Source organism: Aporhodopirellula sallentina SM41 (assembly GCF_000346505.1).
In the GTDB taxonomy this organism is placed as follows: Bacteria; Planctomycetota; Planctomycetia; order Pirellulales; family Pirellulaceae; genus Rhodopirellula; species Rhodopirellula sallentina.
Genome location: NZ_ANOH01000299.1, coordinates 1 through 13,813, shown reverse-complemented (window position 1 = coordinate 13,813; position 13,813 = coordinate 1). Strand labels below are relative to the sequence as shown.

General features: G+C 55.9%; 10 protein-coding genes. 9 read left to right on the top strand and 1 reads right to left on the bottom strand.

Annotated features, from left to right (window positions below):
* The 7 genes from RSSM_RS20235 to RSSM_RS20195 all read left to right on the top strand — a co-directional run.
* A partial coding sequence (locus tag RSSM_RS20235) for a hypothetical protein (protein ID WP_236621262.1) occupies nucleotides 1-787 on the top strand: 787 nt, incomplete at its 5' end.
* 326 nt (nucleotides 788-1,113) lie between these two features.
* Nucleotides 1,114-1,386, top strand: a complete 273-nt coding sequence (locus RSSM_RS20230) for a hypothetical protein (RefSeq protein WP_008683059.1) — start codon at nucleotides 1,114-1,116, stop codon at nucleotides 1,384-1,386.
* 343 nt (nucleotides 1,387-1,729) lie between these two features.
* Nucleotides 1,730-3,139, top strand: coding sequence for a TolC family protein (locus RSSM_RS20225; protein ID WP_236621261.1), 1,410 nt, complete (start codon nucleotides 1,730-1,732; stop codon nucleotides 3,137-3,139).
* Nucleotides 3,140-3,930: 791 nt separating this feature from the next.
* A complete protein-coding gene (locus RSSM_RS20210) occupies nucleotides 3,931-5,457 on the top strand; it encodes an efflux RND transporter periplasmic adaptor subunit (RefSeq protein ID WP_008683053.1) in 1,527 nt (508 codons plus the stop codon).
* 39 nt (nucleotides 5,458-5,496) lie between these two features.
* Nucleotides 5,497-8,880, top strand: a complete 3,384-nt coding sequence (locus tag RSSM_RS20205) for an efflux RND transporter permease subunit (RefSeq protein WP_008683051.1) — start codon at nucleotides 5,497-5,499, stop codon at nucleotides 8,878-8,880.
* An 82-nt stretch (nucleotides 8,881-8,962) separates the two neighbouring features.
* A complete protein-coding gene (locus tag RSSM_RS20200; protein ID WP_236621260.1) occupies nucleotides 8,963-9,292 on the top strand; it encodes a hypothetical protein in 330 nt (109 codons plus the stop codon).
* A gap of 101 nt (nucleotides 9,293-9,393) precedes the next feature.
* A complete protein-coding gene (locus tag RSSM_RS20195) occupies nucleotides 9,394-9,903 on the top strand; it encodes a hypothetical protein (RefSeq protein ID WP_008683048.1) in 510 nt (169 codons plus the stop codon).
* A 1,363-nt stretch (nucleotides 9,904-11,266) separates the two neighbouring features.
* On the opposite strand, the gene RSSM_RS20190 is transcribed toward RSSM_RS20195, so the two are convergent.
* On the bottom strand, nucleotides 11,267-11,509 hold the full coding sequence (locus tag RSSM_RS20190) for a hypothetical protein (RefSeq protein WP_044303123.1): 243 nt from the start codon (nucleotides 11,507-11,509) through the stop codon (nucleotides 11,267-11,269).
* Nucleotides 11,510-12,063: 554 nt separating this feature from the next.
* On the opposite strand from RSSM_RS20190, the gene RSSM_RS20185 reads away from it, so the two are divergent.
* Entirely contained in the window at nucleotides 12,064-13,305 is a 1,242-nt protein-coding gene (locus RSSM_RS20185; RefSeq protein ID WP_008683046.1) for a tyrosine-type recombinase/integrase, read from the top strand.
* Between the two features lie 209 nt (nucleotides 13,306-13,514).
* Entirely contained in the window at nucleotides 13,515-13,766 is a 252-nt protein-coding gene (locus tag RSSM_RS20180; RefSeq protein WP_044303122.1) for a DUF1580 domain-containing protein, read from the top strand.
* Nucleotides 13,767-13,813 lie beyond the last annotated feature (47 nt).

Sequence of the window (13,813 nt, the reverse complement as noted above, 5' to 3'; positions counted from 1 at the left end):
CCTCTGTGGTCATTCCACTTTAAAAGTCGGGCTGGAACTGCTCTTTCCGCTGTGTGTGCCTTGGATTCCCTCGATGGATTCCCCGAATCCGAATCCCTTCGATTCTAGAGTTGATCTCTTTGATGTTCGATTTGAGGATGTCTTGCCCTGGAAACTTCTAGGGAACCGACTCAACGCCGGAATGACGAGTTCTGGTACGAGCGGGATTTTGATTGACACAACACATCTCATGCGTGCAGCTAGCTCAACTTTTTTTCGCCATTACGCTCCGTTCTATACCGTCCACGCAAATTGGTCCGCTTTGCCGGTCTTCTCGACGATCGAGAAAATGTCGCAGCTGCCTTCCGAGGAGCTACTCCGCGTTCATACAGCGATCGGCTTGAACGCATCTACCTACGTGTTACACCAAGGTTTGGCACAAACTCTGCGAATGCTTACGGAGATCATGGACCCCAAACAAGAAGAAGTTGAGAGACTGAGAATTTGGGCGGAACGAGATATGCTATTTCGCCAGAGCTACCCCGTTTATGAGTTCAATGACCAGTTCTGGATTAATAGTGACAGTGAACTCTTATCAAACGTCTCAACTGGACAGGAAACCGTCTTTACGGAAGAAGTGAAAGGGTTGTTTAAGAGTCCTGTCCAGATTGCGTCCGCTTGCCTCTTTTCGTTAATGTGGGAGGACAAAACATACGTGGACTTTTTTGAGGGCATTCAACCCATGAACTACGACCTCCACGTGCAGAAAATGAAGCGGATGATGGAAAACAACCCGTGGGGAGTGTGAAGCCCTATCCGTATGCGGTTCCACATAAGGCGTAGCTGGAGCCAAAGTGTGCAACTGACTTGGTCGTCATCTAGTCGCGTCGACCGAAGCCGTGAACGAGCGGCCGATAACCGCCGAGGTTGGATAACCTCCCTGCAAGGCAAACCGATTCGACAATCGATGGCCCGTTGCGATGCACCGGTGGCCGACTTCGGTGGCTCAACCCTTCGATTCACCGGCCGATGAAGCCGGAGCGTCCAAGCTGACCTGCGTTTGGGCGCGGAGGTGTGTCTGACCGAAGCGGATTTGCGACAAACTGAAACCGCCTCGGTCGATGCAACCTCGGCATGTTCGAAGAATGGCCTAACTGCATCGGTGTACTCTTCCAAGCTGGCCATAAAAACTACCCTACGCTGATCGCCAAGCACAAAGGAGGCGACGTCAACATCCGCGCCTCCTACATCTTAACGGCCAACGACGTCATCCTCTCCGGCCTGATCGTGAAACGCAGCGGCTCGCAAATTCCCGAACTCGTTGTCGGCACCCTGGTCGCTACCTTGGTGGTTCGCGGCGGACTCGGAATCATGATTGACGTGCGAATGGAAACGTCAGCCCCATGAATCATCACAAAGACGGACTTGATCTTCCGCACCAAGAAACCAACCGGCTGGCCTTCCACCGTAATCCCTACAGCCGGAACTTCGCCTCGCGTTTCACGTTTGGTCGTGGGGTTTGTGCCTGATGTTTCGGTGTTGATGGACCGATGGAACAAGCGGGCTGGTCTGTATTTTCATGGAGGGAGACTCGGTGATCGCGAACGATAGGACCAGTACGCGACGACGGCGGGCGAATCGTTTGTTGTTGTTGGCAGCTTTGAGTTTCACAAGTGGTTGTCAGTCGGTTGGGCACCGCGTCGCTCAAACGACGTCGAGCAAAAACGTCCCGGCAACGAATAGTCCGCAGGTGGTTGAAGAACCGGTTCCCGTACGGAAGGTTGCGTTCACCGATGATGGCAACGATGGCGGCTCCAAGGTTGCTAATCTTGATGAGTTGGACGAACTCGACGTCAAGCTTGAAAACGCCGATTTGGACGAGGCTGATGCTGCCAACGATCCCGCGTCTCTACGCGACGCAATGGCTTTGGACGCGGCGAACGAGATCACTGAAACCGCTCCGGTCATTCAGGACCAGTATTCCTTTGGTTTTGAGCAACCTATAGGGCTGACGCTTGAGTCCATTGAGTCGATGGCGCTGGGTTCGCATCCGGCCATCGCGGAAGCTCGTGCTCGTGTCGAATCAACTCGCGGGCAATACGTCCAAGCCGGTTTGCCGTTCAATCCGGTGCTGCAATATCAGTCGGATGAGATCGGCAACGAAGACTCCACCGGCCTGCATTCGGTGCAGATGTCTCAGCAGTTCGTCACCGCCAACAAGCTGGGGATTGCTCAACAGGTTCAGGCCCGCGAGATCCAAAAGCAACAAGCGGCTCTGCGAATTGCGGAGCTTCGCGTTTTGACTCGCATTCGTGCTGCGTTTGCAACCGCTATCGTATCGCAGCGAAGGGCCGAAATCGCTGACCAGATTGTCGAGCTGGCTGAGAAGTCGCTGGAATCAGTGAATGCCTTATTGGAAGCCGAAGAGGTCTCCAAAATCGCTTTGTTGCAGGCTCGTGTCGAAGCCGAGCAGGCGCGGATTACGGCGGAGAACGCTCGAACGCAGTTGCAAGCCAACCTGCGGACACTTGCCGCGGCTGCCGGGATGCAAACACTGACGCCCGGACCGCTTAGCGGCAACGTGGGCGACGACCTAACCGCCGCGCCGTGGGAATCATTGCTCGCTGAAATCTCGACCAACAGTCCCGAACTATCGCGGGCCGGATCGGAGCTTGAGCGAGCCAAATGGTCGTTGCAGCTCGCCTGTTCGCAAGTGACGCCGAACGTGACGGGAACTGTCGGCGTTGGTGTCGATGCCGCTACGGATGATACGTTCGCGGTCATTGGCGTCAGCGTTCCGCTTCCCATTCGCAACCGAAATCAGGGCAACATACGCAGTGCCCGAGCCGACATCGCTGCGGCGTCAGCGGCGATCCAGAACACACAACTCAGCCTAGAAGCCCGGCTCGCCGAAGCCGTCGGCCGCTACCAAGTCGCGTTGGAACGCTATACGCGATTGCAGGACTCTGTCGTGCCGACCTCGGAGGAAACGTACAAGCTATCGCTGGAAGCGTTTGATGCTGGCGAAACCGATTTTCTACAACTCTTAACGGCACAACGAACGCTCTTCACGACGCAATTGAACGTCTTGGATGCCGCCGGACAAGCCAAACAGGCCGCGGCGGAGATCGAGGGTCTGCTGGTGACTTTGGGCCAGTGAAGACACCGCATTTCGGCTAGCAAAGGTGGGCAGTCTGGCGAAACATTGGCAATTCGGTTGAACTGGTCTGGTCGTTTCGGCCGTATCTACCGATAATACCGTTGCACCCGTTCCCGAAGGAAGTTTTGTGTCTGTCGTTTGTCGTCTCACCACTGTCGCCGCATTGCTGCTGCACCTGATTTTCGGGTGTTCGTTGCATCATGCTGCTGCGTGTGGGCATCACGGCCACGACGGATGCCAGCATACTTGTTCAGCGGCTGATTCACCAAGTGTCGCCGATTCACCAGGTGTCCACGACGATCATGTGTGCGGCCACGATCACGAGCATGATTGCTCGGGTGAAGACGAGACGGTCGAGTCGATCGACAATGCGGACGACTTAACGGCTCCGTGTTGTGCCTGCGAATCGCAACCTTGTGATGGAAACCATCCGGGGTGCCATGGCATCGTCGAATGCAGTTTTGTGCCTTCAAGTGATGTTGTTTTCATCATTGATGCTCCATTGGTCGCGTTCGTGACTTATGAGCACGATCCGATGATGAGCTTCATTAATTCGCTGTCGACTCGTCATTTGGATCAGCGATCGCCGCGGGTCGCGACGGACTCTCTTTCTCACTGTGCTTCTCTCTGCACGTGGATCATTTGATTGAAGATTGCTGATTGATCATTAGCGATTCGGATGTGCGTTCGCGCGCACTCTGAACACTGATTGAATCAATCGCCCCATCGTCTGGAACGCATCTTGCGTTTCCGATTAGCAATCAATCTTCTTCAATCATCAATGGTTCTGCATGTCCACGCTAAAAGCTTGGCTGGTGCGTCTGCGCGGCCCCGTTTTGACCGTCCTGGCGATGGCCATCGCGATCGTCATCGGCGCGTTCGCCTTCACCGACTATCCACAACAACTAGGCCTTGTCGCCGCGTCGGTCGATGAGTCCGATCCGCACGCGGGTCACGATCACGGTCCCGGCGAACACGATAACCATGACGAAGACGACCACGCCGGACATGATCACGAGGGTCACGATGCGGGCCAGTCGATCGAATTGAGCCAGCAGGCTCGTGCGAACTTGCGGCTGAAGACGGAGGCCGTCACGGTCGGTCCGTACACGAGCTACGTCGAAGTTCCCGGCATGGTGACGCGCTGGCCCGGTGAAACGCATGTGTCGATCACGTCGCCACTGACGGGCGTGATCAACGCGATCAATATCTCTCGCGGCGAGATGATTAAGAGCGGCGAGCCGTTGTTCACGCTTCGGCTGACGCATCAAGACCTCGTCAATACTCAAGAAGACTTCCTCTCGCAGCTCGGGCAGCTGGATGTCGAGGAGCGGGAGATTCAGCGGCTGACTTCGGCGTCCCGTTCGGGCGCGATCGCTGGGAAAACGCGAATAACTCGCGAGTACGAACGCGACAAATTGCAGGCGAAAGTCCGTGCGGCGAAGCAGTCGATGCTGCTTCATGGTTTGAGCGAGGATCAAATCGCCAGCATTGAACGCACTCGCACGTTGGTTCGCGAAGTGGTGGTTACCGCACCGCTGATTCACGAAGACGACTCGCTGCATCACGACGCTTTGGAAGAAGCCGCTAATCGAGTCGCGGGCAATCCGGCTGCTCGATTAGCCGCAATGCAACCGCCGCCGATGTCGCTGCCTTCGCACAATCACATTGACGCGGAGTTCTTGGTCACAGAATTAAATGTTCGACGCGGCGAATCCGTTAACGCCGGTCAGCAGATGGCTCAGTTGTCGAACTACAGCCGCTTGCTGATCGAAGGCCAAGCGTACCAGCGTGATGCAAGTCTGTTGCGAAAGGCCGCCGATTCGGGTGCCGAATTGCAAGCCACGATGACCGGTGCGGGCGACGAAGTCGAAACGATCACGGGATTGAACGTGGTCTACATCGGAAACGAAGTCGGGACAGAATCGCGATCGCTGCCGTTCTATGTCGGACTGACCAATGAGATCGAACGCAGCGAACAGCGTGGTGACAAACGCTACGTCAGTTGGCGATACAAGCCTGGCCAACGACTGACCGTTCGGCTTCCGCAGTCGCAAGTCGATGACGCCATCGTTGTTCCCAAGGACGCAGTTGCCGAAGAAGGCCCCGAGCGATTCCTGTTCGTTGAGAACGGCGACCATTTTGACCGTGTTCCGGTGGAAGTCATTGCGTCGGACAGCGTCAACGTCGCGATCAAGAACGACGGCCAAGTTTGGCCCGGTCAGACGATTGCCGTTAGCGGTGCTCATCAATTGCAGATGGCGATGAAGAACCAAGCGGGCGGAGCCATTGATCCCCACGCAGGGCACAACCACTGAGTTGTTCGCTTTGCCAAACCAAATCATTGAGGGATCAAGATGCTAGACAAAATCATTCACTTCTCGCTGAACAACCGGCTGATCGTCTTGGCGGTTGCCGCGATCATGCTGGGCGTCGGTGCGTGGCAATCATTGCAATTGCCGATCGACGTGTTTCCGAACCTGAACCGTCCTCGCGTGGTGGTCATCACCGAAGCGCCGGGAATGGCACCGGAGGAAGTCGAGACGCTGATCACTTTTCCGTTGGAGACCACGTTCAATGGTGCTAGCGGCGTCGAAGCAGTCCGCAGCAGCAGCGGCATCGGTCTGTCGGTGATCTATGTCGAGTTTGAATGGGACACGGACATCTACAACGACCGGCAAGTCGTCAACGAACGTTTGCAACTCGCCGCTGAGCAATTGCCCGACGGCGTGAAACCAACGCTCGCCCCCATCTCGTCGATCATGGGACAGATTCTCATGTACGGCATGTGGAGCGAAGGCGGCGAAACCGAACCGATGGAGGTTCGCACACTGGCCGATTGGGTCGTCCGTCAACGATTGCTGACGATTCCCGGCGTCTCGCAAGTCTTCTCGATGGGCGGCGGCCGGATGCAGTACCAAGTGCTGGTCAATCCAGACGCGCTGCGGGAATTCGGCCTGACCATGGACGATGTCCACACCGCCGTCAGTGAGTCCAATTTGAACGCGACCGGTGGTTACTTGGATCAGCGTGGCGCGAACGAATTGCTGGTTCGTGGACTCGGGCGGATCACGAGCCTAGCCGACCTGAAAGAGATTGCGATCATACTGCGGGACGGTCGCCCGATTACGTTGGGCGACGTGGCTAAAGTCGTCGAAGGCCCGCAGGTCATGCGTGGCGATTCGTCCGCGTATCTACGCACTGATGATGGGACGGTTGAAGGCGGCCCCGCAGTGGTTCTCACCATCAACAAGCAACCCGGCAGCGACACTCGCGCCGTCGATCAAGCGATTGCCGAAGCGTTGGAAGAATTGAAGGTGTCCCTGCCCGATGACATCCGAATCGCAAACGTCTACTCGCAGCGTTCGTTTATCGACCGAGCCATCGACAACGTGGTCGAAGCTCTTGCCGATGGCGGCGTGCTGGTCTTAGTAATCCTGTTCCTGTTCTTGCTGAACTTTCGTACGACGTTCATCACGCTCACCGCAATTCCGCTGTCGATCATCGCAACCGCGTGCGTGTTCGCTGCTTTCGGCCTGTCGATCAACACGATGACGCTCGGTGGGCTTGCCGTCGCGATCGGCGAACTTGTTGACGATGCGATCGTTGACGTGGAAAACATCTTTCGGCGTTTAAAAGAGAACCGACTATCGGAATCACCACGTCCAACGCTTGCGGTGGTTTACGACGCTAGCATCGAGGTGCGTAGCAGCGTGGTCTACGGGACGGCGATCGTCGTTCTGGTGTTCATCCCGCTGTTTGCTCTCGAAGGCATGGAAGGCAAACTCTTTGTGCCGTTGGCGATGGGATATGTCGTCTCGCTGATCGCGTCGCTGGGCGTCTCGCTGACCGTCACGCCGGTACTGGCATCGCTGCTGTTGGTCGGCCGGCGCGTCTGGCAAATCGTGGCACCGATCCTAGCTTTCGGCATCGCTGCCCTAACGATGTACTGGGTCGTCCCGCGTGCGATTCACATTCTGCATTTGCCGTTTGAATTGCCCGGCAATCCGCTGTGGTGGTCGCTCGTTCTGACGCCAGTGGTTTGGGTTCTGATTCAAGTGACCGAACGACTGCTCGGCGGTCCCGAAGCCGAGGAAGGCCGGTTGCTGGAGGGACTGAAGGGCGTTGCCGGTTTGGCGATCAACTTCAGCACCAAGTTTGCCGGTCCCGTGTTGGGCGTCGCGGCCGTCATGGTGGCGTTCGCGTTGTTCGCAGTTTCGCAACTCGAACGTGACTTCTTGCCGCCGTTCAACGAGGGAGCCGTTCAGGTCAACGCGTTGCTGGCACCGGGGACGTCGCTGGCGACGAGCAATCAGATCGGGCAGAGCGTGCAAGAGGAATTGATGAAGATCGAATCGGTCAAGTCGGTCGCACGTCGAACAGGCCGAGCGGAGCTTGACGAACATGCCGAAGGCGTCAACGTCACGGAGTTGTTCTTGGAGATCGCTGACGACGCGGATCGTGAAGGCACGATCCAGCAAATTCGCGAAACGATGGAGGACATTCCGGGCGTGGTGTCGAGCACCGAGCAACCGCTGGCCCACCTGATCAGTCACATGATCTCAGGCGTCAAGGCGCAGATCGGCATCAAGCTTTTTGGTGACGATCTAGACGTGTTGCGGAACAAAGCGGAGGAGATGAAACGACTCATCGCGGACGTGCCTGGTTTGGCCGACGTGATGATCGAACAGCAGACCAACATTCCACAGCTTCGCATCGAGCTGAATCGCAAAGCCTTGACGCAGAACGGTCTACGCCCCGCCAACGTGATGGAACTGGTCGAGACGGCGATGAACGGGCAAGTCATCAGCCAAGTTCTGCTCGGCCAACGCACGTTTGATCTGATGTTGCGAATGGAAGAATCGTACCGCGAGGACGTCACCAAACTCAAACGTCTTGCCGTCCCGCTGCCCGGTGGCGGCACGCTGCCGCTCGAGGCGGTGGCGAACATCTACGAAAGCGGCGGGCCGAACATGATCAAGCGTGAACAAGTGCGTCGTCGAATCGTGTTGCAGGCGAACGTGTCCGAGCGGGGCGTTGTTGATGTTGTCAGCGACATCAAAACGCGATTGGCCGATTTGGAATTGGAGCCGGGTTACTTCATCGAATACGGCGGCCAATTTGAGAGCCAGCAATCGGCAACACGTCGATTGATGATTCTCTCGGGCGTCGCGCTGTTGGGCATGTTCCTGGTGCTTTACACACTGTTCGGCAACGTGAACTTCTCGATGCAGGTGTTGGTTGCTTTGCCAACCGCGTTCATCGGAGCCGTCGCGGCTCTCGTCATCACCGATCAAAACCTGACGGTCGCGGCGATGGTCGGTTTCATCTCGTTGTGCGGCATCGCCAGTCGCAACGGCATCCTGCTGCTGAATCACTACATCCACTTGGTCGAACACGAACGCGAATCGTGGACGCGTGAGATGGTGCGGCGGGCGGGCCAAGAACGAATGGCTCCGGTGCTGATGACGGCACTGACGTCGGGCATTGGTTTGCTGCCGCTGGCGCTCGCTGCGGGTGAACCCGGTAAAGAGATTTTGTACCCCATCGCGACCGTGATCGTCGGCGGTTTGTTGACCAGCACGTTGGCGGAGTTCTTCGTTCGTCCGGCGTTGTTTTGGACGATCGGTGTCGGCGCGGGCAAGCAGATTGTTCGCGATCACGCGGGGGAGATGGAAAATGAGGATTTAGGAACGGGGAAAATTGCTCTCAGTCCTGAACCTGAATTAGTAACAAGTTAGTTGTTCGTTCCGGTGCGTTGCCGGAGCGATGTTTTTGTTTTGAAGAGATTTCCACGGAGGATTTGAAATGTTGAATTTACGGATGATTGCAGTCGCAGCTTTGGTCGCATCGGTTTCGTTGGGTGGCATGTTGGCAAAGGCCGCTGAGCCGAACACGGCAGCCAAAGAACTGGTGTCGTATCGCTTGGAAAAGTGGAAGACCACGCACAGCGAAGGCGAGAAGGCGGACAAGTTAGTCGGCACGCTGAAGAAACTTCGCTGCGAAGTCAAAGTCGGCTCGCACGGCGGACACATGGACGTCAACTACCGCTGCCCAAAGTGGCAGCAGATGGCTTTGAAGAGCCACGAAGAAGCTCACCAGTGGGAAGCATGGTTGAAGAAGCTCGGCTTCGAGACCCAGCACGCCCACTAAGACTTACGGAATCGGGATTGGGGGATAGAGGACTTCGTTCTATCCCCATCCCATTCCCCAATTTTCAAACGTTCATCACAAATTTCTCATCGGCACTCAAAATGAAGATTCATCTACTCGCCCTGACCCTCGCTTGCTTCACTCTCCTCGGATGTTCCGAGAACGATGTGCAGGACTCCGAAGCACCGCAAGCATCCGGCCCGGTCGAGATCGACGAAATGCCGCCGATGATTGAGATGGATGGGCATCCCGAGCACGGACCCCACGGCGGCGAGTTGGTCGAACTTGGCAAAGAAGCGTTCCACATCGAAGTGATGCACGGCACCGGAGCGGTCGCCATGTATGTGCTCGACGGTTCGGCAACGCAGCCGGTCGCGATCGAAGCCGACAAGCTAACCGTCAGCCTAAAGCACGATGGCAAAGTCAAGTCATTCGAGCTTCCCGCCGACCCGCAAGCCGAAGACGCATCGGGCAAGTCATCACGATTCGCTTCGGCCAATACCGAGATGGACCAGTGGCTAGAAGCCGAGGCCGAGGGTGCGGTCATCGTGCAAATCGAAGGCAAATCCTACACAGGCAAGATTTCGCATGATCACGATCACGACCACTAACAACGAGGAAGCCACGATTGAAAGGTGACTCATCAAGCGGGAATACGATTTGCTCCAGTCGTTTGCGGTGTGTCACCGTAGACGGCAAGGCTCCCGACCCATCATACGACTAGCCCTCGTTGGGTCGGGAGCCGCTTTTATTGATGGACAAAAGACGACGAACTCATGATAGACAACAAGAGCCGCTTTCAAGTCAATGCGATCCTGCCTGGCGTTCACGACCAGGATGATCGGTGCATGACCCGCTTCATCGACTTTCGTATCGGCGAAGTGTGGTGCGGATACGGGCATCAAGTTCGGTCGTTGGTAGATCTACTAGACCGAAGTTTTTTCCAACCCCGCACAGTCCGCTGAGGTTGGACAAACCGCTAGCCCTGAGACTTTCGGCAAAATGCCGTCGGTGCCTCACACCGAAGCGACTTTTCACGATTCTGTTCGGTGCTCCGGCGGCCGACACCGGCGTAGTTTTGGGCATGACCATGTTCACTCGCTTCTGGCTAGCCGCGTTGTCCGATGGGCGTCAAAGGTGCTCCAGATTCTGAGAGAGGAGGGCGTAGTTGGAGGGGTACCGTCCTTCGCGGAAGTCTCGCTACCGAAACTGGATGTAAAGTCCTTGACAAGATCGCGAAGCTCCTCGAAGACACTGGGGCATCGGCTCCTGCCCCACAATCATGGGGAACTTTATAGTGCACGGCTCGTTGCTGGGCGACTCTGTTGCATCGCGTTCCTCGTTCCGCAGCCAATGTTGCAATCGGCGACAAGTCTGCGAATGCGGGACAACTAGATGCCCGAGGTAAAAACAACCGGGATATCGGGGCAAGAATTTTTGAGGTCGAAATTTGCCTTGGTTTAACGGTCACGAGTAGTAATTGCCATCGTTCGCGCTGGTGGCTGTTCTGCACGCGTGCTCGCTGGCCGAATGGAGATCATCGTTTGGTGATCTCGCGAGGAGGAAAGCATGTCATCAGAGGGCAGGATCTACATACGCCTAATATCTAAAACACCCTTACGAGGACACGCCGGGGTTCCGGGTCAAAAAACGATAGGTGGTTTTGAGAGAGTGGGACTCCTATTGCTGTTCTCGGTTCGCATGCATGCGGACAGCACACATCGCCCGCTACGCATCCTCGCCTCTCGCAATGTGCATCAAGTATCCGAAATACAGTGGGATGGTCCCAATGTCGTGTTGGACACTTAGTGCAGGACTGCAGTGTTCGTCATCCAGCTACTCAGCAAAAGTGTTCGCCATGGCGAACAAAGTGAGTTGGCAACACCTTCGGTCAACTTTCAGTGTGATGCAGGTAATTGCAGATCGGCGAAGCATCGAGGGACACGTTGTTGTGTAGGCAGCACGTCGCTGTGCTCATCGAGGATCGCGCGGGTCATGGCCCGTAGCCCCAAACGAGAGGCTACCTCCATAGCGGTCATCCTGTTGTCTTTCTCGGGACGCCTGAGCAGCCAACCCTTTCGCGATCGCAATCAGATCCGCGCGATGACTCTCATCGAGCGATTGCCAAACCGAGAGCAGTTCGCCGGTTGTCAGGGCGTCATTCAAATGCAGCCGTGCCGGATTTCGTGCCGCGTTCTCGTCGATGTGCTCAAACACGGTGTTTTTTGGGGGGCAAGTCCGTTGTCCAACATGGTACTTCGCTCTCTGTGGCACCACCTCGTCGCAACGAGTCCCTTTCAGATAGCCCCAGTGACAATGAGGACAGTTGCGGATGCAACTAGTCTGGATTGTTATCGTTCGCTCTTGGAACTTTCTATCCCAGCCTGTATGGCTCGCTCGTGGATTGCTTCGCCAAGTAGTTCAAGTGCGTCGTTTCCGAACGTATCAGCGATCAACAGAATCAATTCCGTAAAAGGTGTTTGTTCGTCTGATTCTCGAAGTTGGTGCATCCAAAGGTGCATCACTCGCGCTGGGGCGTCGTTTGCTTCGGCATTTCGCGGCGTTTCCGATTCGTCGCCGCTGCTTTCACACGGCAGAGGTCACAGATTCGAGTTCTGTATCGCCCACTTTCAGTTATACTGAAAACTCACCTGTTTTACCGGTCGAAACGCTTCTGAGCGTTACCGCCATCGTGGCGTGCGACCCGTCAATGTTTCGAGTTTCTGATATTTGATATCAGAAACTCCTGATTTGATGGAGTTCGCAACAAAATGTCACGTCCAAAGAAGGTTGCCCCGGACTATCGCTACCACGTTAGTGGCCAAGCGGTAGTCACGTTCAACGGCAAGAACTTCTACCTCGGCCCTCATGACTCACCCGAGTCTAAGGCGAAGTATCGTCGCCTCGTCGCGCAGTACATCGCGTTGGATTTTCAAACCCCCGAGGCAGAGCCCCGGCAAGCAGAGACCCCAATCTTGGTTGCTGACGTCACTGCGGAGGCCCGTGAGTGGATCAAGTCGAAGTACGCCAACTGCACTTCTCATCGCGCTCGGTTCCTGAATCTGTGCAACACCCTCGATGACGAATATGGAGACACTCCAGCCAATGAATTCGGCCCGCGGAAACTCTCGCAGATCCGCGACCTCTTTGTCGCCTCAGGAAACAGTCGACGCTACGTCAATTCACAGACACGCAGCATCGTTCGGATCTTTCGCTACGCACTCAGCCGCGAACTGATTGACGCCAATGTTCTTGTTCGCCTGGACTCTCTCGAGTCGCTTCGCTTCGGGCAAACTTCAGCAAAAGAGCCCAAACCGGTTACGCCAGTTGAGCTCGCGGATGTCCGCGCAACGGCAGAACACCTTTCACCTGTGCTCAAAGCGATGATCCGCGTTCAGGCTGCCACAGGCATGCGACCTGGCGAAATGTGTCGCTTAAGGCCCTGTGATGTCGACACCCGTCCCGACGGCGTGTGGGTTTATCGCCCAACCGATCACAAGACCGCTCGGTTTGGAAAAAAGAAAGCGGTGCCGATTGTTGGCGATGCTAGGCTTGCCCTTGAACCGTTTATGGATCGTGCGCCCGATGCGTACTGCTTTTCGCCAAAGGAATCAGCAGCGTGGTATCGCCAGCAGCGGACACTCAACCGAAAAACGCCTGCAAGCTGTGGAGATCGAGTCGGGTACAAGCGAGGAAAGTCGCTCAAGGGAGATGATGCTCGACGAAGGCCCGGAAATTTTTACGACAAAGATAGCTATCGACACGCGATACAGCGGGCCGCAGAGAAGGCCGGTGTCCCGCGTTGGTTTCCCTATCAGCTCCGGCACACGGCAGGAACCGTCGTCCGAGAGGCACTCGGCGTAGAGGCAGCTCAGGCGTTACTTGGACACTCACGCGCCGCCATGACCGAGCACTACGCAAAAGTCTCGGAGTCGAAGGCGATTGAAGCCGCCAAATCGATCTCTGGCCTCGGTTTGTGCGAGTCTACCAGGTCCAAGCAATCAGCAGGGTAGTTGCCTGCTCTCTCCGGACTGATGCGTCAAGACCAGTTGCCGCTACAGGGGAGCTGGTCATCGGGTCGCGTTTCATAGACTTCGTGGAAGATTCGCATGTCACAGCAAAGTCTGTGAAATTTCCAGAAGTTGCCAAACACGTTTTGGAGAAATGAGGAGTTTTTGTTCTGTTGCGAAGCGAACATCTCACTCTCATCTAGGAAATATAAATGGCTCGCTCGAACAAAAATGAGCTTGTAAAACTAGCGCCGAGCAACCCGATGCACCTGCTCACCGAAGATTTGCTTGGGATGACCCAAGTACCACCCGTTTTACAGAAGCGGGTAAATGTCTCGACGGTATGGCGATGGGCAAATCGCGGCATCAAGGGAATCAAGCTGGAGACGATCAAGCTTGGAGGTAAAACGCTCACGAGCCAACAGGCTCTTACCCGGTTCATCGAAAAAACCACTTCGATATGAATTCCTGACCACTACCCCGTTGCGCAAGACCCCCGGCCACGGCACCT